We start from the raw sequence: 23,560 nt of genomic DNA on the forward strand, positions 1-23,560 counted from the left end.
GCGGCTACTGCCGCAGGCGGATCAGGTAGGCGTGATGGATCTCAGGGCGGCGCTGGAAGTCGGGGTCGAGGGTCGCACGACTGATCTCTTCGACCTCGAAGCGCTGCTCGAGCCCCGGATCGAGCACGAAGCGTCGCTGGTTGTTGGAGAACAGCAGCGTGCCGCTCGGCGCCAAGCGCGCCATCGCCGCCTCCACCAGGCGCGGATGATCGCGCTGCACATCGAGGGTAGCGCTCATCTTCTTCGAGTTCGAGAAGGTCGGCGGATCGAGGAAGATCAGGTCGAAGTAGCCGCGCTCACGCCCGAGCCACTCGATGCAGTCGGCACGCTCGAGCCGGTGCCGGCGAAGGTCGAGCTTATTGAGGCGGAAATTGTCCTGCGCCCACTCGAGGTAGGTGTTCGACATATCGACGCTGACGCTCTCACGTGCGCCCCCGAGCGCCGCATGCACGGTGGCCGAGGCGGTGTAGCAGAACAGATTCAGGAAGCGCTTGCCCGCGACCATCTCCCTCAGCCGCCTGCGCACCGGGCGATGATCGAGGAACAGACCGGTATCGAGATAGTCGCGCAGGTTGACCCACAGCTTGGCGCCCTCCTCCTCGACCTGCAGGCGCTCCTTGGAGTCGCTCTGGCGCTGATACTGCGCCTTGCCGCTCTGGCGCTGGCGACGCTTGAGATAGATCCGGTCAGACGCGACGCCCAAGACCTCGGGCAGTATGCCGAGCGCCTCCATCAGCCGGCGCTCGGCGTGGCTCGGATCGATCGAGCGCGGCGGGGCGTACTCCTGCACATGCACCCGCCCGGCGTAGATGTCGATCGCCAGCGCGTACTCCGGCATGTCGGCGTCGTACAGCCGATAGCAGCTCACACCGCTGCGCTTGAGCCACTTGGCCAGCCGCTTGCGGTTCTTCTCCAGCCGGTTGGCGAACATTCTCGCGCCTTCGCTCGGCCCGCGCGGCTCATCCTCGCCTTCGGCATTCGACCTGCGCCGTTCGTCCCCGCCCGCGTATACGTCGATCAGCAGCAGCTTGCACTCGAGCTGGCCGTTGCGCAGCGCATACTGCTTGTGGGCCTTGAGCCCGGTACGATGCCCAAGCTCGGGATTGCCGGTGAAAAGCGCCAGCCGCCAGCCGGGGAACTGGCTGCGCATCCGTTCACCGATCGCCGCATAGAGCGGGATCAACGCAGGGATATCGCCGATCCGTTCGCCATAGGGCGGGTTGGTGATCACCAGCCCCTGGGCCTCGCCGGCGGGGGCTTCGAGCCGCGCGACATCGCCGCGCGCGAGCGTAAGCCAAGCGTCTACCCCGGCGCGACGGGCGTTGGCGCCGGCCGCCTCGATCGCCAGGGCGTCGGCGTCCTGGCCGATGAACGAACTGCGCAGCCGCACGCGGCCCTGGCTGGCACGCTGCTGGGCCTCCTCGAGCACCTGGCGCCAGACAGCATCATCGTGGCCCAGCCAACCATGGAAGCCGAAGCGCGCGCGCTTGAGGTTGGGGGCCATGTCGGCAGCGATCAATGCGCCTTCGATCAAGAGCGTCCCCGAACCGCACAGCGGGTCGATCAGCATCTCGCCACGCGCCGCGCGCTCGGGCCAGCCGGCGCGAATCAGCAAGGCGGCGGCGAGGTTCTCCTTCAGCGGCGCCTTGCCGCCCTCGCGTCGGTAGCCGCGCAGGTGCAGGCTGTCGCCGGATAGATCGATCCCGAGCGTCAGCCGGCCGCGATGCAGGTGAGCGTAGATCCGAAGGCTAGGCTGCTCGAGATCGACCGCTGGACGCGGCGCGCCGCTGGCGACCATCCGCTCGACCACCGCGTCCTTGATCGTCTGGGCGCCGAACCGGGTATGCCGGATGCCTTCCGAATGGCCGTGGAAGTCGACCCTGAGCGTGCCGCCCGGGGCGAGATGCGCTGCCCAATCGATCCCACGGGCGACGTCGAGCAGCGTCTCGGCGCTCTCCACCCCTTCGACCTGGCACAGCCTCAGGATCACCCGGTTGGCCAGACGCGACCACAGGCATGCGCGATAGAGGGCGGCGAGATCCGCCTCGCCACCGACACCGGCGACGGTGGTCGAACCCACCTCCATGCCAAGGGCACCGAGTTCGTCGGAAAGCAGTTGCTCCAGGCCTCGCGGACAGGTGGCGAGGAATGGATAAGTGGTGGAGCTGGTCGAAGAAATCATGATGCCTGCCAGGCGACTTTTCATCGTCGCATAAGGTATGTCGAAAGAATCGTGCGTTGTGGCCCTGAGTCTAAAATGGCGGTCGACACAGGGCGACGAATGTCATAGAACTGTCAATGTAGCGCTGCGAGACCGAGCCGGGATCACCGCGATGGTGACCAGGCCCCGGAGCGGTAAACCAGGACGACGCATGTCGCCCTTATCGTCAAGCCTTTGAACTCAGGAGTTCGTAGCAGGATTTTTCGAAGGACTTCACCCATCGACGGCATTCGCCGCCGGTGTTTGCTGACTCCAGCGCGCTCCAGGCCGCCTTCGTCGCGATGACGCGGCGCTCGGATCGCTCTTCCCATCAAGCAGACATGAGGTTTCCGATGAAAAGACAAAAGCGCGACCCTTCACAGCAGGCCTTTCTTCGCGGTTACAAAGCAGGCGTTTCCGGCCGGTCACGCGACCTTTGCCGCAGTCGTGACGTCAATCTTCGTGAATCCTGGATGAGCGGATGGCGCGAAGGCCGTCAGGACCAGTGGTCCGGCATGATAGGCGTTTCAGGCATCCATAAGAATCCCATGGTGCTCGCCTGAGCCGAGCGTTTCGCGCATTTCCTTCGTTCGTTTCATCGCGCCGATGCATCCCGCCCCGATCATCGATGCCTTTACCCGGCGAAGCGCAGTATTCACCGCAACATCATAGATTCGAAGCGGCGACCGGCGAGTCGCCCACGCTCGTGAAAGGCTTTCTCACGAAGGCCGCGACGGTGTCCGACCGAGACACCCGCTGTAAAGCCCTAGTGGCAACCAAATCGAGGCCCGCTCCTGGCGGGCCTCGCCTCGTCAGGCCAACGCCTGGGCGCATGCCTTGACCAGGCCGGGTCCGCGATAGATCAGCCCCGAGTAGAGCTGGACCAGGTCTGCGCCGATCCGGCGCTTCTCCAGCGCCCCCGCCGCATCGAACACGCCGCCGACACCGATGATCGGCATCTGCGGCAACCGCTCCCGCAGCCGCCTGATCACGCGGTTCGCCCCCGCCTCCACAGGCCGGCCCGAGAGCCCGCCCGCCTCGTCACCATGCGTCACGCCCTCCACCGCGGCCCGATCCAGCGTGGTATTGGTGGCGATCACCGCATCGATCTGATTGTTGGCGAGACAGGCGGCGACCAGATCGACCTCCTCGTCGCTCATGTCGGGGGCGATCTTCACCGCCAGCGGCAGCGCCCGCTCGCGGCCGCGGTCGAGCACCGCGCTCTCCTGCTTCAGCGCCGAGAGCAATCCATCGAGCTGCGCGCCGAACTGCAGGCTGCGCAGCCCCGGGGTATTCGGCGAAGAGATATTGACGGTGACGTAATGGGCATCGGCATGGACCTTGCGCAAGCAGACGAGATAGTCGTCGACCGCGCGCTCCACCGGGGTGGTCAGGTTCTTGCCGATGTTGATCCCGATCACTCCATCGAAGCGGCTCTTGCGAACCTGCGCCACCAGATGATCGACGCCGGCATTGTTGAATCCCATCCGGTTGATGATCGCCTCGCGGCTCGGCAGGCGAAACAGCCTCGGCCGGGGATTGCCCTCCTGGGCCAGCGGCGTGACGGTGCCGACCTCGACGAAACCGAAGCCCAACGCGCCAAGCGCGTCCAGGTGGTCGGCGTTCTTGTCCAACCCGGCGGCGAGACCGACCCGGTTGGGGAAGCGCAGGCCCATCAGGGTGACCGGCGACTCGACCCGGTGCGAGCGCAGCAACCCCGCGCGATGGGCCTGGTCGAGCCCCTGGAGCGTCACCTTATGGGCGGTCTCGGGATCGAGGCGAAAGAGCAGCGAGCGGGCGAGCGCATACATGGGAGGCATTCCAGAAATGAAGACGGGCAAGGGGCGGCGGGCAGTATAGCGGCTGACGCCGCGGCCGTCAGCGCGAACGCAGCCTGTCGCCGACCCGCAGCTTGCCGCCGCTGCCGCTCAATACCACGGCATTGACGCCGAAATAGGCCCGCCCGCCGCTGCCGTCGAACGGCGACAGCGTCATCAGCGTGGCCAGCGGTTCGGCGCGATCCGGGATCTCTCCACTGATTTGGTCGACCTTGACCACCGGGCAGCGCTCGCAGGGCTTGCAGGCCCACAGGCGGATCTTCCCGCCCAGCTGGGCGAACTCCTCCACGCGGTGCTCGGCGAAGGCCGGCAGGCCCTCGATCACCAGGTTGGGCCGAAAGCGAGTCATCTCCACCGTCCGCGCGCCGCGCTCGAGCAGCGCCTGGTTGAGCGCATCGAGGCTCACTCGCGAGGCAATCAAAAGCGGATAGCCATCGGCGAAACCGGTGTGACTGATCACCTCGCTGCGCCCCATCTGCTCGAAGCGCTGCTCGCCGACACGACGCAGCAGCGCCTGCTCCACTCGGGCATCGCGGGCGAAGCGCAAAAGCCGCAGCGGCGTCTTCCACTGCCCTTCGAACACTCGCTCGAGCCAGGCGGAGACCTCCTCGCCTTCATCGATGCCGAAACAGGGGTCACCATGGACCTTGGTTTCCACCAGCGGCCCCTGGGGCGGGGTCAGCGGCAGATGGATCTGACGACCGCAGGGCGCGAGCAGGCACAGCTCGTGCTCGGTGAGCTGGACACGAATGGCGGCCATCGCCGGCAGCCGGCGCTGGGTCATGAAGCGCCCCTCGGCGTCGACCATCATCCAGCGGCGATCCCAGGCCAGCCCTTCGCTGGTGAGCCCGGCTTCGTCGAGATCGATGCCGGCGAACCCCTTGACCGGATAGATCCAGAGCTCGGCCAGCCTGGCAGCCGTTCTCGCCATCGTTTTCTCCATCTTCAGCGGCGTCTTTGCAGCAGTACGCCACACTCGCAATGATGGGTATAGGGGAACTGGTCGAACAATGCGAAGCGCTCGATGCGATGGGTCGTACACAGCCGCTCGAGATTGGCCTCGAGCGTCTCGGGATTGCACGAGATATAGACGATCGAGTCGAACCGCGCGACCTGGGCGCAGCTTTCATCATCGAGCCCGGCGCGCGGCGGATCGACCAGCACGGTGGAGAAGTCGTAGTCATCGAGGCCCAGCGCCTCGGCGCGGCGACCGCGCCTGGCCCCGGAGAGCGCAGTGGAGAACTCCTCGCTCGACATCCGCGCGATCACCGCATTGTCGATGCCATTGTCGGCGAGGTTGTGCTGCGCCGCGGCCACCGAAGTGCGCGAGATCTCGGTACCGAGCACGCGGCGGAAGTTGTCCGCCAGCGCGATGGTGAAGTGGCCATTGCCGCAGTAGAACTCGACCAGATCCCGCTTGGCCTCGCCCTCGGCGGGCCGGGTCACCTCGCGCGCCCAGCCGAGCATGCACTCGGCGATCCTGGCGTTGGGCTGGGTGAAGCTGTTCTCGATCTGGCGATAGGAGAATCGATTGCCGGCGACCTCGAGGTACTCGGTGACGTACTCCTCGGAGATCACCAGGCGCTGCTTGCGCGAACGGCCGATGATCCTCGCCTCGAGCGTCTCCTCGAGCGCCCTCGCCTCGCGCTCCCAAGCCTCATCGAGCGCCCGGTGGTAGATCAGCGTGACCAACGCCTCGCCCTCGAGGGTGGTGAGGAACTCGACCTGGAAGATCCGCCGGCGCAGGGTCTCACTCGCAAGCAAAGCTTCGCGCAGCCTGGGCATCAGCGCATTGATCTTGGCGCTGGCGACGTCGAAGCGCTCGAGCCGGATCACCTCGCGACGCTTGGGATCCTCAGGATCGACGTCGAACATCGCGTAGAACAGGTCGTCGTCCTGGTGCCAGATCCTGAACTCGGCGCGCATCCGATAGTGGGAGGCTGGCGAGGCGAAAAGCTCCAGCGCAGGCGGCTCGAAGCGCGCGAACTGCGCGGTGATGCGCTGTCGCTTGGCCTCGAGCTGCTGAGGATAGAGGGCGGGATCGACGACTGGAACGCTCAAGCGAAACCTCATGCACGACGGTGGCAAAGACATGGAAGCGAAAAAGAAAATATGCCCCAGCGCCGATCGAGCAGCGCTGGGGCGTCAAGTCTAACCGATTATCCCAGCGATCCGTTGCCGCCGGATCGCACCTGGGTTCAGCGCGCGTCGACCGTTTCGCCCAGCTCGGCCAGCTCGCGCACTGCTACGGCGAACAGCGCGTAGCTGATTTTCGAGCCGGCGCGCACTTCATCGAGCAGCTGGTGCCAGCGTGCAAGCTTGCCCTCGCGCCGCTCGAGCCAGACATCGAGGCGCTCGACGATGGTCGGCGGCAGGTCGTCGAGCCCCTGCACGGTGACGGTCAAGGCCAGCTGCTGGCGATCGAGATCGTCGCGCAGCGCCTCGCGGGCCAGTGCCTCCCAGCCGTCGCCGACCGGCAGCTGGTCGACCTGCTCGGTCAGCCACGGCAGCTCGAGGCGCTCGCCGATCGCATAGTAGGCCTCGGCGACGCGCTCGATCTCGTCGCCGCTGCGTCGCGCCGCCTCGATGATCCCGAGGCCAGCGTAGAGGTGATGCAGCGAGACCACGCGGGCGGCCAGCGCTTCGGGCACACCGGCGGCGCGGTAGTGTTCGAAGCGGGCCTGCCAAGCCTCGGCCTCCTTGCCGCTCAAGCGCTCGCGCACTTCTTCGCTGAGCCGCGCGAGGCGCGAGGAGAAGTGGTCGATCGTCTCGGCCACGCCAAGCGCCGAGCGGCTGCGCAGGAACCAGCGGGTGGCGCGCTGACCGAGGCGCATCAGCGCCCCCATCATGTCGTACTGGACCTGGCTCTCGACCTTGGCGTCCAGCGCCTCAATCTCGCGCCACAGCCGGTCGAGCTCGAAACTGTCGCGGGCGATCACGTAGGCGCGCACTACGCTGGCCTGGTCGAGACCGCTGCCGTCGAGCAACCGGCGCACGAAGGTGATGCCCATCCGATCGACCAGATCGTTGGCGATCTGGGTCGCGACGATCTCGTGCTTGAGTCCATGCTGGTAGAGCTCGTCTTGGAAACGCTCGACCAATCGCGGCGGGAAGGCGCGCTCGACGTGGCGCTGGATGTACACCTCGTCGGGGATGTCGGAACCCGCGAGCTGGGTCTTGAGATCGCTCTTGGCGTACGAGATCAGCACCGAGAGCTCGGGATGGGTGAGACCGAGCCCCGCCTCGCCCCGTTCCTGGAGCGCCTGGTCACTCGGCAGCGCCTCGAGCTCACGGTCGAGCACCCCGCCGTCCTCTAGGGCCTTGATGAAGCGCCGGTAGCTGCCGATGCTTTCACGCGAGTGGATAGCGGCGAGGGACAGCGCCTGGGTCTGGGTGTAGTTGTCGCGCAGCACGAGGTCCGCGACCTCGTCGGTCATCTCGGCCAGGAACTGGTTGCGCTGCTTGGCGGTCATGTCGCCACGCGCGGTGATGCCATCGAGCAGGATCTTGATATTGACCTCGTGGTCGGAGCAGTTGACCCCGCCGGCGTTGTCGATGAAGTCGGTGTTGAGCCGCACCCCATGCATCGCCGCCTCGCGCCGCCCACGCTGGGTGATGCCGAGATTGCCGCCCTCGCCCACCACTCTGGCGCGAAGCGCGCAGCCATCGATGCGAAGCTGGTCGTTGGCCTTGTCGCCCACCTCGGCGTGGGTTTCATCGCTCGCCTTGACGTAGGTGCCGATGCCGCCGTTCCAGAACAGATCGACCTCGGAGGCGAGCAGCGCCTGGATCAGCTCATTCGGCGACAGCCGCTCGGCGACGATACCGAAGCGGGACTTCATCTCGGGGCTGATCGCGATCGACTTGGCATCGCGGGAGAACACCCCGCCGCCCGCGGAAATCAGCTTCGGATCGTATTCGTCCCAGCCGAGCCGGGCGTCGAACATCCGCTGGCGCTCAGCGAAGCCGCTGGCCGCGTCGGGCTCGGGATCGATGAAGATATGGCGATGGTTGAACGCCGCGACCAGCCGGATCTGCTCGGAGAGCAGCATGCCGTTGCCGAACACGTCTCCGGCCATGTCACCGACGCCGAGCACGGTGAACGGCTGGGTCTGGGTATCCAGGCCGATTTCACGAAAGTGACGCTTGACCGACTCCCAGGCGCCGCGCGCGGTGATCCCCATGCCCTTGTGGTCGTAACCATACCGCCCGCCCGAGGCGAAGGCGTCGCCGAGCCAGAAGCCGTACTCCGCGGAGAGCGCGTTGGCGATGTCTGAGAAAGTCGCGGTGCCCTTGTCGGCGGCGACCACTAGGTAAGGGTCGTCGTCATCGAAACGGACCACGTCGCGCGGCGGCACGACCTGCTTGTCGACCACGTTGTCGGTGATGTCGAGCATGCCGCGAATCAGCGTGCGGTAGCACTCGATCCCTTCGTTCTGGATCACTTCCCGGCTGGCGTTGACCGGCAGGCGCTTGCAGACGAAGCCCCCCTTGGCACCGGTCGGCACGATCACCGCATTCTTCACCTGCTGCGCCTTGACCAGCCCGAGCACTTCGGTGCGGAAATCCTCGAAGCGGTCCGACCAGCGCAAGCCCCCTCGAGCGACCCGGCCTGCGCGCAGGTGCAGCCCCTCCATCCGCGGCGAGTAGACGAATATCTCGTAGAGCGGCCGTGGCTTGGGCATTTCGGGAATCCGCCGCGGCTCGAGCTTGAACGAGATGTAGTCCTTGGGTTCGCCCTCGGCATCGGGCTGGAAGAAGTTGGTACGCAGGGTAGCGTCGAACAGGTCCAGGTAGCGGCGCAGCAGCCGGTCATCGTTGAGGCTGACCACCTGCTCGAGCTGCGCGTCGATTTCGGCGCGAAGCGCCGCCTGCGCGGCATCGTCGAGCCGATGCTCGGGGTCGAAACGGCCCTTGAACAGCGCGATCAGGCCGCGGGTAATCAACGGATAGCTGGTCAGGGTGCTGGCGATGTAGGGCTGCGACAGGCTGAAGCGAATCTGGTGCAGGTAGCGGGCGTAGGCGCGCAGCAGCGCGACCTCGCGCCAGTCGAGCTCGGCGGCGAGCACCAGGCGGTTGAAGGTGTCGCTCTCGGCGCTCCCGCTCCAGATCCGGGTCAACGCATCGAGGAAGTTCTCGCGCAGGGTGTGGAAATCCACCGCCGGCACCACCGCGTCGTCGAGTTCGAGCTCGAAGTCGTTGATCCAGAAGCGCTCGTCCTCGCGATCGACGGTGTACGGGCGCTCGCTGATCACCCTGAGGCCCATGTTCTCGAGCATCGGCACCACGTCCGAGAGCGGGATCGGCCGGCGGCGATGGTAGAACTTGAGCCGTACGCTCTCGTGCCTGCCCTCGGGCAGGCGATAGAGGCTGAAGGCGACCGGCTGCTGCCCGAGCTCGGACAGCCGGTCGACGTCGTAGACCGCCGCGCGCGGGCCGAAGTCGGCGCGATAGGCCGCCGGGAAGGCATCGCGGTAGAGCGACATCAGCGCATTCGCGCGCTCCTCGCCGTGGCGCTCGACCAGTGCCGAATGAAGCTCTTCACGCCAGCCGCGCGCCAGCTCGGCGATGTGGCGCTCTAGCTCGCGGACATCGAAGACCGGCGGCTCGTCGTGGTTGAAACGCAGGATCAATTGGATCCGCGCCAGCACCGATTCGGACAGATAGGGCGTGAAGTCGCCGAAGCTGGCATCCAGCGACTCACACAGGTAGTCCTGGATTCTCACCCGCAGGTCAGTGGAGAACACATCGCGGGGCACGTAGACCTGGCAGGAGTAGAACTTGCCGTAGCGATCCTCGCGGATGAACAGCCGCACCTGGCGCCGCTCGCGGATGTTGAGGATCGCAAGCGCGGTCTCGCACAGCTCAGTGGTAGAACTCTGGAACAGGTCGTCACGGGGATAGACCTCGAGGATGCGCTGCAGGTGCTTGCCGTTGTGACCGCTCGGGTCGACGCCGGCCGCTTCGACCACTGCGCGGATCTTGCGCCGCAGCACCGGGATATTGCGCGCCGAATCGCTGTAGACCGACAGCGTATAGAGGCCGTAGAAGCGCCGCTCGCCGATCACCCGGCCGTCGGCGTCGAAGCGCTCGGTGATGATGTAGTCGGGGTAGGCCGCGCGATGAACGGTCGAGGGATAAGCACTCTTGGCGAAAGAGATCAGCTGGGGAATCAGCACGTAGCCGCCGCCGCTCTCGAGCTGGCCGGCGTCGTGGGGCTCTTCGTTGTAGCGCGGCTTGTCGAGCTTGAGCAGACCGAGCTCGGAGCCCTCGACCCGGGCCAGGCGCTGCTGGCCATCCTCGCCCTCGACCAGATCGAAACTTTCGAAGCCGAGGAAGGTGAAGTGCTCGTCGAGCAGCCACTCGAGGAAGGCGCAGGCCTCCTCGACATCCTCGGCAGCGACCCCGTCGGCGTGACCGGCGCGGATCTCATCGATCGCTTGGCGGACCTGGGCGCACATCGGCTCGAAATCGTCGGTGGCGACGCGGACCTCATCGAGGGTCTCGGTCAGGCTCTCGGCCAGCTCGCGCAGCAGTGCGGCATCGGTGTGGCGATCGATCTCGACGTAGATCAACGACTCCTGCTGCTCGGGGAAGCGCGGGTCCAGCGGGCTGAGATGGACGAGTTCGCCCTGGGCGTCGCGGCGCACGCCAAGCACCGCATTGAAGATCGTGTGCACGGTGAGACCGCGCCGGCTCAGCTCGCTTCGCACCGAATCGACCAGAAACGGCATGTTGGCCTGGATCAGCTCGATCACCGTATGGGTCGACTGCCAGCCGTGCTCCTGGAAATCGGGGTTGTAGACGCGCACCTTGGGACGCCCGGCCTCGCGGCTCTGCACCAGTTGCCACATCGATAGCGTCGCACCGTAGACGTCGTCGAGCCGGCGGCCGACCAGGTCGTCGAAGCTCGCGCTGGCACTGGAGTAGAAGCAGCGTGCGAAATCGGCGATCCGCATGCCGCGGCGGTCTCCCAAGCGCTGATGGAGAAGCTGTTTGAATTGTTCGAAGAACTCTCTTACGTCACCCGTTGCGACCCGCTGCATCTCTTTCCCCTTGTTGGCACCCTTGCGCCGTTGTACCAGGAAGACTAGCGCAACTCGCTGCTTGGACGGGACCGAGTTGAGCGTTCGACATGACCCATGCCCGGCAGGCATCGCGATCGCTCGGTTCGAGGGTGAAAAACAGTGGAGCTGACGCTCAGAGTGTGATCGAGCTGGGCGCGGCGAAGTCGAAGCGGGCCAGCGCTCGCGCCAGCCCCGCACGCGCAGGCGCGGTGGCGAAGCTCACGTCGAGATCGCCTCGGTCCTCGCCGGGCGGCGCGACCTGGGCGGTACGTCGGGCGATCGCCGCCCCCGAGTCGATCCACTGGATCGGTCTTGGCGCAAGCGTCTCGCACCAGGCGCGCAGCAGCGGAAAGTGGGTGCAGCCCATCACCACGGTGTCCAGCTCGGGCGTATCGAACAGCGGCGCCAGCGCCGCGGCGATCGCTCCAGCATCGGGTGCGGCACCTGCCAGCAGGCGCTCGGCCTCGAGCACCAGGGGATCGGCGGCGACCCGGATCACCCGGCATGAACCGGCGAAGCGCTCGATCAGCGCATCGGTATAGGGTCGGCGCACGGTGGCCGAGGTGGCGAGCAGGCCGATCACCCGGCTCCGGCTCGCCTCGGCGGCGGGCTTGATCGCAGGCACGGTGCCGACGATCGGCAGCGCGATGCTCGCACGCAGCTGCTCCAGCGCCAGCGTACTGGCGGTGTTGCAGGCCACCACCAGGGTGTTCGCCCCACTCGCCGCGACCCCCGCCCGGCATACCGAGACGATTCGCTCGACCAGCCATTCGTCGGCCTTGGTGCCGTAGGGCAGCGCTGCGTTATCGCACAGATAGGCCAATGCGCGCTCGGGCAGCGCGGCGCGCAGGTGAGCGACCACCGAGAGCCCCCCGAGCCCGGAGTCGAAGACCAGGATAGGAGCGCGGGCCACGGCGGCCGGCGAGGTGAAACACGGGTTCGGGGACAGCGATGGTGCGGATGCCGGCATCTTGGGGGATCGAACGGTGGCTCGCCGAAGGCGCGTAGGCGTGGATTCTAGCAAAGGCGCGATCGCCCCCGAAGGGGCGATCGATCATGCCGCTTCCGGCGCCTCGCGAAATTCGCGATAGAGCTGCGGGTACTCATGCTTGAGTTCGCTGAGCCGCCCTTCTGCATCGCTGAGCAGCGCATCGCAGAGCTGGTGGTACTCGGCCTCGCTGAGGCGCTGTTCGATCAGCGGGAAGAACTCCTCGCGTTCGATACGCAGGTAGGCACGGTGCGCCTCGATGTAGTCGCGCAGCCGGTCGGCGAAGCGATCGATCGGGATCACCACGTCGTTGAGGATCGAATCGAGGTCTTCGCTGACCAGCGACAAACGCTGGCGCAGCTCGGTGTAGTCGCGGGCCAATCGATTGACCAGCCCGGCGGCCTGGGCGTCCTGCTCGACCATTCGATCGCCGCACAGCGTCTCGAGCGGGATCATGAACTCTTCCATGTAGTCGAGGATGTAGTCGATCACCTCGCGCACCAGGCGGAAGTTGGGGCGTTGTCCTTCGACCAGCGAGCGCTGCTTGAGCGACAGCACGTGCAGCAGGCGCGCCATGTTGGCGTGGTCCTGACGAAGCTGTGATGTGGTCTGCATGATTGTGCCTCCCGGGGTGAAGCGCGACGAGGCGCCATTCGTCGATGGAGCGACCCGGCCGGATGCGGCGGGTCCTCAACGCTCGACGACGAGCGGGTGAGCTTCGAGTCTACGCCATCGCGTCCGGCAGCGAAGCAGGCAGCCATGCGGCTTTGGTCTATAGCCACGGGTTGGCTTCATCCAGCCCGCGGACCTCGGCTCGAAGGAGACACCAAAGGACATACCGCGCTAGCGCGGCTTGGTCCGGGCGGTGGGTTCGGCCTTGAGCGGATCGTCGGGCCAGAAATGCTTGGGATAGCGCCCTTTCAGCTCTTTCTTCACTTCGGGATAGCCACTGCGCCAGAAACTGGCCAGGTCGCCGGTCACCTGGACCGGCCGGCGCGCGGGGGAAAGCAGGTGCAGGACCACCGGCTGCCGGCCGTCGGCGACGCTCGGGGTGACGGTGGCGCCGAACAGCTCCTGCAGCCGAGCGGCGAGTACCGGCGGCGCGACTCCCTCGGGGTCGTAGTCGAGCCGTGCGCGGCTGCCCGAGGGCAGTGGCAGATGAGTCGGCGCCAACCGCTCGAGCTCCGCCGGCAGCGGCCAGGGCAGCTGCGCGAGCAGCGCCTGCTCGAGCGGCAGGCGCTCGAAGTGGGCGACCCTGCGTATGTCCTGCAACCAAGGGGCGAGCCACTGATCGAGCCCGGCGAGCAGCGCATCGTCATCGAGCGCCGGCCAGCGGCTCTCGCCATCGTTCTCGAGCTCGATCCGGCGCAACAGCGCCACCCTGGCGCGCAGCTGCATCAGCGCTGGGGTCCAAGGCAAAAGCTCAAGGCCACGCGCGCGTATGAAGCCGAGCTGGGCGTCCAGCAGCAGCGACGGGGCGGGACTCTCGAGTGCCGCGCGCTTCACCACCAGCTCGCCGGCTCGCCACTGCCGCTCGATCAGCATCGCTTCGCTGCGCGCCGGCCACTCGCAGCGCTCCCTCACTTCCAGCAGCGGGGCCAGGCAGCCTTCGAACAGCGAGGGATCGAGCTCGACGGCCTGGCGGATCACCTCGCTGGGCTCGCCCTGGCGTCCGCCCAGCTCGGCGATCACTAGCCACTGCGAGCGACACAGCGGATCGAGCATCTGGAAATGCGCCGCGCGGCCGTTGGCGAGCAGATAGTCGACGCCACCGGGGGAACGCTGGCGGGCGATCCGGTCAGGAAAGGCAAAAGCGAGCAGCGCCCCGCTCCAAACCGGGGACTCGACGGCCTGCTCCTCGATACCCAGCAGGCGACAGTAGCGCCGGGCCTGCCGCTGAGCCGCGCCAACGGCGCCTACCCTGGCGGCGAGGTCGGGCCCCGCGCCCGCACCGCGCTCCTCGAGCAGCGCGGCGAGCTCGCAGCCAAGCGCTCCCTGGCCGAGCTCGCGGGCGCGCAGCAGCATATGCCCCAGGCGCGGCGGCAGCGGCAGCCCGGCCATCGCTTCGCCATGAGCGGTCAAGCGCCCATCGTCATCGAGCGCGCCCAGCGTGCGTAGCAGTCCGCGCGCCTGGGCCAGCGCCGCAACCGGGGGTGGATCGAGCCAGCGCAGCTCCTCGGGCTCGGCACCGAAGCGCAGCGCCTGGAGCAGCATCGCGCCGAGATCGGCCTCGAGAATCTCGGCACCGGCATAGGCCGCAAGCGTCGCCTGCTGGGATTCGCTCCACAGCCGATGGCAGACCCCGGGCGCAAGCCGGCCCGCGCGCCCGGCGCGCTGGTCGGCCTGGGCCTTGGATACACGACGTGTCTCGAGCCGGGTCAGCGCCCGGCTCGGATCGAAGCGCGGCGCGCGGGAGAGACCTGCATCGATCACCACGCGCACGCCCTCGACGGTCAGGCTGGTCTCGGCGATGGAGCTCGCGAGCACGATGCGTCGGCGCCCTTGCGGGTCCGGCGCGATCGCCGCTCGCTGGCGTTCGAGCGGAAGTTCGCCGTGCAGAGGCAGCACTCGGGGAGCATCGGGGCCGGGCCAGCGCCCCTCGAGCCGCGTGGCGAGACGGCGGATTTCGGCCTTGCCGGGCAGGAACACGAGCAGGTCCCCGGATTGCTCGATGAGTGCGGCGTCGATGGTCTCGACCAGCCTCGCCTCGAGCCCCGGCCAGTCGTCGAGCCGCAAGGGCGTTGCGGCATAGCGCATCGCCACCGGATACAGCCGGCCCTGGCTCGAGAGCCTCGGCGCATCGCCAAGCAATCCGGCGATGCGCTCCCCGTCAAGGGTCGCGGACATCACCAAAAGCTTGAGCGGGTCGCTGGGCTCGCGCAGCAGTTCACGCCCGGCAAGACACAGCGCCAGCCCGAGATCCGCATCGAGGTGGCGCTCATGGAATTCATCGAAGATCACCAGCCCAACGTCTTCCAGCGCGGGATCGCGCTGCAGCCGGTGCAGCAGCACACCGACGGTGACGACCTCCAGCCGGGTATCGGGACCGATACGGCTATCGAGGCGCATGCGATAGCCGACCCGGCCACCGGGCCGCTCGCCGAACTGCTCGGCGAGGCGTTCAGCCACCGCGCGAGCGGCGAGCCGGCGCGGCTCGAGCAAAAGGATCCGACGCCCGGCGAGCCAGGGGGAGTCGAGCAGCGCCAGCGGCACCCGGGTGGTCTTACCGGCCCCGGGCATCGCTTCGAGCACCGCCTCGTCGCGCCGGCCCAGGCAGCTTTTCAGCTCGTCGAGCAGCGCATCGATCGGTAGCGGAGAGAGTGGAGGAAGATGCGAAAGAGACAAACGCTGCACCATCTGCGAACTCAACCGCGATCGCGGTCGAGTTCGGCAAGCCAGGCGAGCTTCTGGCGGATCTTGGCCTCGAGGCCGCGATCCACCGGCTCATAATAGCGGGTACCTTCGAGCTCCGGGGGAAAGTAGACCTCGCCCGCGGCGTAGGCATCCGGCTCATCGTGGGCATAGCGGTATTCGCGGCCATGGCCGAGCGACTTCATCAACTGAGTCGGGGCGTTGCGCAGGTGAATCGGAACCTCGTAGCCAGGGGTGGCGGCGACCTGGGCGCGCGCGGCGTTGTAGGCCTTGTAGGCGGCGTTGCTCTTCGGCGCGCAGGCGATATAGAGAATCGCCTGCGCGACCGCCAGTTCGCCTTCGGGCGAGCCGAGGCGCTCCTGCACCTGCCAGCCCTCGAGCGCGAGCGTCAGGGCGCGCGGGTCGGCGTTGCCGATCTCCTCGCTGGCCATCCGCACCACGCGCCGAGCGATGTAGAGCGGGTCCATTCCCCCCTCCAGCATGCGGCAGAACCAATACAAGGCGGCGTCGGGCGCGCTGCCGCGCACCGACTTGTGCAGCGCCGATATCTGGTCGTAGAACAGATCCCCGCCACGATCGAGCCGGCGCGTGCTCTCGCCGAGCACCTCGTCGAGCACCGCCTCGCTGATCCGCGCCCCGCCTTGCTCGCTCGGCTCGGCCAGGTCGGCGGCGATCTCGAGCAGGTTGAGCGCCCGGCGAGCGTCGCCGTCGGCGGCGCGGGCGAGCAGATCGCGCACCTCGTCGGGCACCTCGAGCGACTGGGCGCCGAGGCCCGCCTCGCTCGCCAGCGCCCGGTCGATCACCCGGCGCAGCTCTGCCGGTTCGAGCGGCTTGAGCACGTGGACCCTGGCGCGGGAGAGCAGCGCATTGTTGAGTTCGAACGACGGGTTCTCGGTGGTCGCGCCGACGAAGATGAATACCCCCTCTTCGACCCAGGGCAGGAAGGCGTCCTGCTGGGCCTTGTTGAAGCGGTGCACTTCATCGACGAAGAGCAGCGTGCGGGTGCCGTTGGAGGCGCGCATCTGCGCCTGCTCGGCCGCCGCGCGGATGTCCTTGACCCCGGCGGACACCGCCGAGAGGGTGGCGAAGTGCGCCTTGGTGTGGGCGGCGATCAGCCGCGCCAGGGTGGTCTTGCCGACGCCCGGCGGCCCCCATAGGATCATCGAATAGAGCTGGTCGCGCGCCAGTGCCTGGCGCAGCGGCTTGCCTTCGCCGAGCAGGTGGGACTGGCCGACGTAGTCGTCCAGGCTAACGGGGCGCAGCCGCGCCGCCAGCGGCTGTCCTGGCGGCGCGGCTGCGGCGAACAGATCTTCGCTCACATCGCTCTCCGTGGAATCATCGCCCGGGCCGGGCCCGGGCATGCTGGCTCACTGCTCGCGAATCACATCGGCCCCTTCGGGGATCTGGAAGGCGAAGCGCGAATCGTCGACGCTGCCGTTCTGCTCGATGCTGTCGAAGCCGATCTCGGTACGCTGGCCGGTGGCATCGACCAGATCGAGCCCGGTCAGCCGCTGGCCCTGGAAGGTCATCTCGAGCGACTCGAACAGGCTGTCGTTGCCACGCGGCGAGAGCGAGAAGATTTCGGTATCGCCCTGTGCACGCATGCTGACGCCGTAGTTCGAGGTCAGCTCGCCGGCGCTGCCGGAGAGCAAAAGCGCCGGCGTGCTGGTGACCTTGGGATCGAGCGCGCGCACGGTGACCTGCTCGAGGTCGGGGTCATACATATAGACCTGGGCGCCGTCGGACACCACGGTCTGCGAATAGGGCGCATTGACTTCCCAGCGGAACTTGCCGGGGCGCGCCAGCCACATGTGTCCGCTGGCATCCTGCAGCGACTGCCCATCGTCCCCCTGGACCCGCTGCTGGAAATCGGCGGAATAGGTGTGCAGCGGCTCGAGCAGCTCGGTCAAACGCGAGGCCGGGTCCGTCTGGGCCAGCGCCGGGCTCGAGGCGCAGAGCGCGACCCCCAGGCCGAACAGCAAGCGAGCGGCGTGAATGCGGGTTTGAATCATGGCGTTTCCTTACCATCGTTTCGTTGTGACGCCGCGCGACTCATTCGCGCGGCGGCGGCGATGCCAGCACTTCGCGAGCGCCGTTGGTGCCCATGCTCGACACCACGCCAGCACGCTCCATCGCCTCGACCAGTCTAGAGGCACGGTTGTAGCCGATCTTGAAGTTACGCTGCACCGACGACACCGAGACCCGCTGGGTCTTGGTCACGAACGCCACGGCCTCGTCGTAGAGCGCGTCCTGCTCGGCATCCGAATTGCCATCGCCTTCGGCCTCGAGCCCGGTCAGCGCCTCGGCGCTGACCTCGCCGGAGAGGATCTCCTCGACGTATTCGGGCTTGCCGCGCAGCTTCCAGTCCTCGACCACCCGATGCACTTCGTTGTCGTCGACGAAGGCACCGTGCACCCGGACCGGGGTACCGGCGCCGACCGATAGGTAGAGCATGTCGCCGTGGCCGAGCAGGCTCTCCGCACCGCCCTGGTCGAGGATGGTGCGCGAATCGATCTTGGAGGAGACCTGGAAGGCGATCCGCGAGGGGATGTTCGCCTTGATCAGGCCCGTGACCACGTCGACCGAGGGCCGCTGGGTCGCGAGCACCAGGTGGATGCCTGCGGCGCGCGCCTTCTGCGCCAGCCGGGCGATCAGCTCCTCGACCTTCTTGCCGACGATCATGAACATGTCGGCGAACTCGTCGATCACCACCACGATGTAGGGCAGCTTCTCGAGCGTCGGATGCGGCTCGCCGGCCTGCCAGGGCTCGGGCTCCCACAGCGGATCGGCGACCTGGGCACCAGCGGCGTGGGCCTCATCGAGCTTGTCGTTGAAGCCGCCGATGTTGCGCACGCCCATCTTGGACATCAATTTATAGCGACGTTCCATCTCGGCGACGCACCAGCGCAGCGAGTTGGCCGCCTCCTTCATGTCGGTGACCACCGGCGCGAGCAGGTGGGGAATGTCGTCGTAGACCGAGAGCTCGAGCATCTTCGGATCGATCAGGATCATCCGCACCTGCTCGGGAGTCGACTTGAGCAGCATCGAGATCAGCATCGCGTTGACCCCGACCGACTTGCCCGAACCAGTGGTCCCGGCGACCAGCAGGTGGGGCATCCGTGCCAGGTCGGCGACCACCGGCTGGCCACTGATGCTCTGCCCCAGCGCGATGGTCACGGGCGATACGGCGTCGCGATAGGCCGAAGTGTCGAGCACCTGGCGCAGGCGGATCATCGCCCGGGTCGGGTTGGGGATCTCGATGCCGACCGTCGGACGGCCCTGGATCACCTCGATCACGCGCACGCTCTTGACCAGCAGCGAACGGGCGAGATCCTTCGACAGGTTGCTGATCTTCGAGCTCTTCACCCCAGCGGCGGGGCGAATCTCGAACTGGGTGATCACCGGTCCCGGAGATATCTTGACCACCTCCGCCTTGACCCCATACTCCTTGAGCCGCATTTCGAGCAGCTCGGCCATACCGTCGAGCTCCTCCTGGGTATAGGAAGGCTGGCTGACTCCGGCTGGCGTCAGCAGCGCCGTCGACGGCATCTCGCCCACCGGCTCCGCGAGCTCGGTGGCCGGGCGCTGGTTCTGCAGGTGCTCGACGGTCCAAAGCCGCGGCGATACGGTATCTACCGGCTCGTCGTCGAGGGTGAACGGCGCATCGAACTCCTCGCCCGCATCGGTGGTCTCGAACAGCGCGCGGGGGGCGTCGGTGTCGTCTTCATCGTCTTCGTCGTCGAGCCGCGGCTCGCTACGCGACGAGGCAGCGCTATGCAGCTCAGGCTCACGATGGCGGTCGTCGTCATCGAAGGCGGTCTCGACCACCTCGTCGTCGAGCGCCGAGAAGCGCGCAAGCGGCGGCGTCTCACCATCGTCCTCTGCGACCAGGCGCGCCCCGGCCGGCTCCTCCTCGATGAGCGGCGCTCGCCGTTCGGTCTGCGAGGCGCGCTCGGCATCCTCCCGCGCGACCAGCGGCGGCTCGAACACAGGCGCGCCGGTGGATGCGCCGCCGGCGGCGGCGTGCCCACTTGCAGCGGCTATGGCACCGGCACCAGCGGCGAACGCCTCCCCGGCACCGATCCGGATGCGCGGCTTCGGGCTCGGCGCGCTGGCCGCTGCGGGGGGCATATCCTGCGCTGCCGGGGGCATATCCTGCGCTGCGGCCGTCTGATGGCCGAACCCTTCGGGAATGCGCCGCCGGGTGACATCGGCATAGGGCGGGGGCGGATCGATCACCTCGGGCTCGAGTTCGGCCGCCGGGGGCGTGGGTACCAGCCGCTCGCCCGCTTCTGTCTCTTCTACTTCGACGACCGCGCTCGTGGCGCTCCAACGGCGCTCACTCAGCGTTTCATTCTCCTCGTCCTCCTCGAGCCGCAGTTCCGGTATCGACACAGTGGCCGGTACTTCCGCGCGCAGCGCCACGGCGTCCCGGCGCCGCTCGGATTCGTCCGGGAGTGACGGCTCGTCGTCGCGATGAGCGACCAGCGGAGCGAAGGTGTCGGGCTCCTGCGCCAGCTCGTCGGAAGTGCGCCGCGAGGGCGTCTGCTCGACGCGTTCCCAGGGAATGTCGTGGCCACCGTCGCTGCGCTCGTCGTAGATCTCGAAGCGCGGCGCGCGGCGCTCGCTTTCCTGGCCTGCGAGATCGTCATCGCCAAGGCTCGGTTCGCGTTCGGTGTCCGTCGATTCGGCCTTCGCCTGGGCGGCCCTGCCCATGAACGGAAGCCCCAGCAGGCGCTTCCAGCGCGAAGGGCGCGAGGCCTCGTCGGTCTCGTAGGCGGGCTCGTCGCGATCGTCGCGCCTGGCCTCAAGCGGTTCGTCCCGCTCGGGCGCCTGATCGCGCAGATGGTAGGGATCATCCTCGGCGTGATAGGTATCGTAGGCGCTGGCCCGTGCTTCCAGGCGCTCGTGACGCAGCGCCCGCCGCGCGGCGAGGTCGTCACGCACCGAGCCGAGCCGCGCGCCGCACCAGCGCGATACCCTGAGGATCGCCTTGCCAAGCTCGTCCATGATGCCGAGCCAGGAAGTATTGGAGAGCAATGGGAAGCCGCCGAGCAGCAGCGCCAAGGCGACCAGCGTGGTGCCATGCACGCCGATCAGATCGATCAGCACGCTGGAGAGGCCTTCGCCTACGATCCCGCCGTTGTTGTAGGGCAGATCGCTTTCCGGCTGATAGAAGTGCACCGCACTGAGGATGCAGCTTCCCAGCAGCACCAGCATCAGCCCCCCCACTCTCACCGCTAGCGCGGTGGGATCCCAGGCGAAATGCGCGATCCGGGTACGGATCAGCCGCCAGCCGGCGAAACCGAAGATCGCCGGCCACCACAGCGCGCTGTTGCCGAGCAGCGAGAACAGCACGTCGGCCATCCAGGCCCCGCCCCGGCCCATCCAGTTACCGATGCCCGCTTCCGGACCGCTGCTCGACCAGCCCGGGTCGGAGGGCGCGTAGCTGAAGAAAGCCAGCAGTAAAAACGCGCAGACGGCCAGCAGCGCGACCGCCACGCCGTCCTTGGCTGCACCTTGCAGCCGCGCGGTGAAACGCTGCGAGGCCTCACGCTGGCTGCGGGTCGAGGCACGGGCGCGGGCCTGCTGTTTCTTACGCGTGGTGACCGGTTTACGCTTACGGTTGGTGGTTGCCTGCGGTCGTTTGTTGCCACTCAATGTCGCCATCCCCTACGCGCCGGAAACCGGCGCTCTCCCGATCGGGGATCAGGTCGGCGACGCAGCGTCGCCGACCTGATCCCGAGAAAATGAAACCAGGCGTCTTCCATGAACCCTGGGGTGCCGTCTTCATCCATCAGGCCACTCGGTTCATGCCTCGCCGTCACTGGCACAGCGAATGGAAGAATGATGGCACACCCTGAACGAATCGACCGGTGGCCGCGATCTTTCGGATCGCGGCGGCTCGCGCCTGGAGGTCGACCCGCGCTCGGCCCATCATACCTAGGCGGCCTTCCCCGTCACAGCTCTCTCTACCAGGGCGAGCGCAAACCGGTTGGGTCAAGGTATATCGATCGTTTAGGCTGGTGAGTTCGATTGCAGTAGCGTAACGAGATGTCACCCAGGAGACTCCACCCATGACGTCACCCTCCCATCGTTCATCTCGATGGATCCCGGCCGGGACACGCGACCGATGACGGATTCTCTGATACCGGCCTGGCTCGGCGACGGGCCGGTGCGCTTCCCCGACGTCGAGCTTTCGCTGCGCGAGCCCGATGGACTCCTCGCCGTGGGCGGCAGGCTGACCCCCGAATGGCTGCTCGCCGCCTACCAGCGCGGAATATTCCCCTGGTACAGCCCCGGTGAGCCGCTGCTGTGGTGGAGCCCCGACCCCCGCATGGTGCTCTACCCCGGGGAGTTTCGCCTGCGCAGGAGCCTGGCCAAGCGCATCCGCAACGGCGGCTTCACCATCACCCTCGACCATGACTTCGAGGCAGTGATCCATGCCTGCGCCGCGTCGCGCAGCGAAGGTACCTGGATCGGCGCGGAGATGATCGATGCCTATCAACGCCTCTATCGCCTCGGCCACGCCCACTCGGTGGAAGTATGGCGGCATGGAGAGCTGGTCGGCGGGCTCTACGGCGTCGCGCTTGGCCGGGTGTTCTTTGGAGAGTCGATGTTCTCGCGGGTCAGCGACGGCTCGAAGATGGCGCTGGCGCTGCTGGTCGGATTCCTGATCGAACGCGGATTCAGCCTGATCGATTGCCAGATGCATACCCCCCATCTCGAGCGTCTCGGCGCGCGCCTGATCCCCCGCCGAGCGTTCAGCGAACATCTCGCGCGCGACTGCGCAACGATCGACGCTGGCGAGCCGGGAAGCTGGCGCGCTATCTTGACACCGTGAGTACGGGCGCCGGGTGAGCGACCCGCCACCTCGAGCATCGCGATGGTGCTTCACTGCGCTTCGGAGATGGCCCATGAGCTTTGACGCGTCCCCTTTGCTGACTCGACAGCTGCGCTTCTTTTTGACCGTCCCCCACCCTTGCAGCTATCTGCCCGGGCAGGAGGCGACCACACTGTTCCTCGACCCGAACACGCCGGTCGACCTCGCCACCTATTCGGCGCTGACCCAGCTCGGTTTTCGCCGCAGCGGCCAGCATCTGTATCGACCGCACTGCGCCCACTGCCGCGCCTGCGTGTCGGTACGCATCCCGGTCCAGCGGTTCACCCCGGACCGCACCCAACGCCGAGTCATCAAGCGCAACCAGGACTTGTCGATACGCGAGGTGCCGGCCCGCTACAGCGAGAGCTACTATGCGCTGTATGCCGCCTATATCGACGCGCGTCACGCCGACGGCGACATGTACCCACCAACGCGCGAGCAGTTCCGCTCATTCCTGACCTCGCAATCGCACTTCGCTCGGATGGTGGAGTTTCGCCTCGAAGGAGAACTGCTGGCCGTAGCGGTGGTCGATCGCCTGCCCGATGGGCTTTCGGCGATCTATACGTTCTACTCCCCCGACCCAAACCTCGGTGCTCGCTCTCTCGGCAGCTATGCGATTCTCTGGCAGATCCGCCGCGCGCTGGAAAGACGGCTCCCCTACGTCTACCTGGGGTACTGGATCGAACAAAGTGCGAAGATGCGCTACAAGCAGCGCTACCGCCCTCTCGAGTACCTCCAGGGGCAGCAGTGGCGCACGCTGCCGCTGGAGTAATTTTTGCCTGAGTCAAGACCTTGTGACATAATACTGCGCTATTCTTACCACGCCGACAGCGACTCCCGCCCTTTCAATGCGGTCTTCGACGCTCGCTCGCGGCTAACGTGGGAAGCGAGACACCGGCGCGCCGCCATGCGTTTGCCCCTTTGACCCAGCACTTTGATGCGAAGGTCGGGTACGCTCGGCGCGTTTCTAAAATCCCTGGAGGAAAAGCCTATATGGCACGTGAAGACCATATCGAAATGGAAGGCGTCGTCGTCGACACCCTGCCCAACACCATGTTCCGCGTAGAACTCGAGAACGGCCACATCGTGACCGCTCACATCTCCGGCAAGATGCGCAAGAACTACATCCGCATTCTCACCGGCGACAAGGTCAAGGTCGAACTGACTCCCTACGACCTTTCCAAGGGTCGCATCGTCTACCGTTCGCGCTGA

General features: G+C 66.9%; 15 protein-coding genes. 4 read left to right on the forward strand and 11 right to left on the reverse strand.

The genetic code is table 11. The annotated features are described in order from the left end of the window. Positions 1–4 precede the first annotated feature (4 nt). Complete coding sequence (gene rlmKL / locus Q376_RS0118395; protein ID WP_027351536.1) at positions 5–2,182, reverse strand: bifunctional 23S rRNA (guanine(2069)-N(7))-methyltransferase RlmK/23S rRNA (guanine(2445)-N(2))-methyltransferase RlmL; 2,178 nt, start codon at positions 2,180–2,182, stop codon at positions 5–7. 371 nt (positions 2,183–2,553) lie between these two features. On the opposite strand from rlmKL, the gene rmf reads away from it, so the two are divergent. Further along, positions 2,554–2,763, forward strand: a complete 210-nt coding sequence (gene rmf, locus Q376_RS24535; protein WP_081803651.1) for a ribosome modulation factor — start codon at positions 2,554–2,556, stop codon at positions 2,761–2,763. A gap of 249 nt (positions 2,764–3,012) precedes the next feature. Here rmf and Q376_RS0118400 read toward each other — a convergent pair whose 3' ends face one another. From Q376_RS0118400 to Q376_RS0118445, 10 genes are all read right to left on the reverse strand, one after another. After that, positions 3,013–4,011, reverse strand: coding sequence for a quinone-dependent dihydroorotate dehydrogenase (locus tag Q376_RS0118400; protein ID WP_027351537.1), 999 nt, complete (start codon positions 4,009–4,011; stop codon positions 3,013–3,015). Between the two features lie 67 nt (positions 4,012–4,078). Further along, entirely contained in the window at positions 4,079–4,969 is an 891-nt protein-coding gene (locus tag Q376_RS0118405) for an MOSC domain-containing protein (protein ID WP_043448692.1), read from the reverse strand. 14 nt (positions 4,970–4,983) lie between these two features. After that, on the reverse strand, positions 4,984–6,099 hold the full coding sequence (trmA, locus tag Q376_RS0118410; RefSeq protein WP_027351539.1) for a tRNA (uridine(54)-C5)-methyltransferase TrmA: 1,116 nt from the start codon (positions 6,097–6,099) through the stop codon (positions 4,984–4,986). A 137-nt stretch (positions 6,100–6,236) separates the two neighbouring features. Continuing rightward, positions 6,237–11,084 (reverse strand): NAD-glutamate dehydrogenase, encoded by a 4,848-nt coding sequence (locus tag Q376_RS0118415; RefSeq protein ID WP_027351540.1) that lies wholly within the window; start codon positions 11,082–11,084, stop codon positions 6,237–6,239. A gap of 154 nt (positions 11,085–11,238) precedes the next feature. After that, positions 11,239–12,075 carry a glutamate racemase gene (gene murI / locus Q376_RS0118420; protein WP_081803647.1) on the reverse strand — a complete coding sequence of 279 codons (837 nt, stop codon included), beginning with the start codon at positions 12,073–12,075 and terminating at the stop codon, positions 11,239–11,241. 84 nt (positions 12,076–12,159) lie between these two features. Next, a complete protein-coding gene (locus tag Q376_RS0118425) occupies positions 12,160–12,708 on the reverse strand; it encodes a hemerythrin domain-containing protein (protein ID WP_027351542.1) in 549 nt (182 codons plus the stop codon). Positions 12,709–12,936: 228 nt separating this feature from the next. After that, positions 12,937–15,450: an ATP-dependent helicase HrpB gene (gene hrpB, locus Q376_RS0118430; protein WP_052365515.1), complete on the reverse strand. Its 2,514-nt coding sequence runs from the start codon at positions 15,448–15,450 to the stop codon at positions 12,937–12,939. An 8-nt stretch (positions 15,451–15,458) separates the two neighbouring features. After that, positions 15,459–16,784: a replication-associated recombination protein A gene (locus Q376_RS0118435; RefSeq protein ID WP_027351544.1), complete on the reverse strand. Its 1,326-nt coding sequence runs from the start codon at positions 16,782–16,784 to the stop codon at positions 15,459–15,461. A gap of 48 nt (positions 16,785–16,832) precedes the next feature. Continuing rightward, the gene (gene lolA, locus Q376_RS0118440) at positions 16,833–17,477 is read right to left on the reverse strand and encodes an outer membrane lipoprotein periplasmic chaperone LolA (protein ID WP_052365517.1); all 645 of its coding nucleotides are present in this window, start codon (positions 17,475–17,477) and stop codon (positions 16,833–16,835) included. A gap of 40 nt (positions 17,478–17,517) precedes the next feature. After that, on the reverse strand, positions 17,518–21,135 hold the full coding sequence (locus Q376_RS0118445) for a DNA translocase FtsK (protein WP_081803648.1): 3,618 nt from the start codon (positions 21,133–21,135) through the stop codon (positions 17,518–17,520). Between the two features lie 463 nt (positions 21,136–21,598). On the opposite strand from Q376_RS0118445, the gene aat reads away from it, so the two are divergent. The 3 genes from aat (at position 21,599) to infA (ending at position 23,560) form a co-directional block, all read left to right on the forward strand. Further along, positions 21,599–22,309 (forward strand): leucyl/phenylalanyl-tRNA--protein transferase, encoded by a 711-nt coding sequence (gene aat / locus Q376_RS23475; protein WP_211266720.1) that lies wholly within the window; start codon positions 21,599–21,601, stop codon positions 22,307–22,309. A 73-nt stretch (positions 22,310–22,382) separates the two neighbouring features. Continuing rightward, on the forward strand, positions 22,383–23,120 hold the full coding sequence (locus Q376_RS0118455) for an arginyltransferase (RefSeq protein ID WP_155834407.1): 738 nt from the start codon (positions 22,383–22,385) through the stop codon (positions 23,118–23,120). Between the two features lie 221 nt (positions 23,121–23,341). After that, positions 23,342–23,560, forward strand: coding sequence for a translation initiation factor IF-1 (gene infA / locus Q376_RS0118460; RefSeq protein WP_025732678.1), 219 nt, complete (start codon positions 23,342–23,344; stop codon positions 23,558–23,560).

Source organism: Halotalea alkalilenta DSM 17697 (assembly GCF_000621205.1).
GTDB lineage: Bacteria > Pseudomonadota > Gammaproteobacteria > Pseudomonadales > Halomonadaceae > Halotalea > Halotalea alkalilenta.